General features: G+C 66.4%; 1 protein-coding gene. It reads right to left on the minus strand.

The features are described 5' to 3' along the window. Window positions 1-637, minus strand: a 637-nt coding sequence (locus tag RND78_RS27880) for a ShlB/FhaC/HecB family hemolysin secretion/activation protein (protein WP_312733463.1), incomplete at both ends; no start/stop codon positions are given.

Raw genomic sequence — 637 nt, forward strand, 5'->3', positions numbered from 1 at the left:
GTAACTCAGGGTGGCGGTGTACTTGCGGTAGCGCGCCGTGGGCTGGCCGGGGCCGTGGGTGAGGTCGCCCTGGGCGGCGAAGGCGCCGATGCCGCGCTGCCAGCCTAGGTCGAGGTTGACGAAGGCATTGCCGAAGCGCCGGCCATGGTTGAACCCGACCTGCAACTCGGTGATGCGGTTGCTGCTGACGGCGAGGCGGCTGTCTTCGATGTAGTTGTCGGTGTGCAGCAGGGACAAGCCGCTGCTCAGCGCGGTCTTGCTCACGGCGTCGCGGTGCACCACTCGCTCGGCCTTGAATTGCTGGTTCTCGCTCTGGCCACTCTGCTCGAAGGCGAAGCCGTTCGACTCGGCCTGGGAGCGATAGCGGCTCTGGCTGTAGTTGTAGTCGAAGGTCCACCAGCCCCAGGGCAGGCTGTAGGCCAGATAGCCATTCTTCGACAGCTGGTGGCTATCGCTCACCCCGTCGTGACCGCCGCGCAGTACCAGCTGATCGGCCAGCCCCAGGGGGTTGTCCCATTCGAAACCCAGGCCCCACTGCTGCTCGCCGGTGCTGGCCTGGCCGTTGTTGTTGCGCGACAGCGACGCCCGCCAGGGTTTGCCAGGGGTGTTCTTGAGCTGGACCACACTGCCCCCGACG

Origin of the sequence: Pseudomonas oryzihabitans, assembly GCF_032027545.1 — a bacterium.
Lineage (GTDB): Bacteria > Pseudomonadota > Gammaproteobacteria > Pseudomonadales > Pseudomonadaceae > Chryseomonas > Chryseomonas oryzihabitans_F.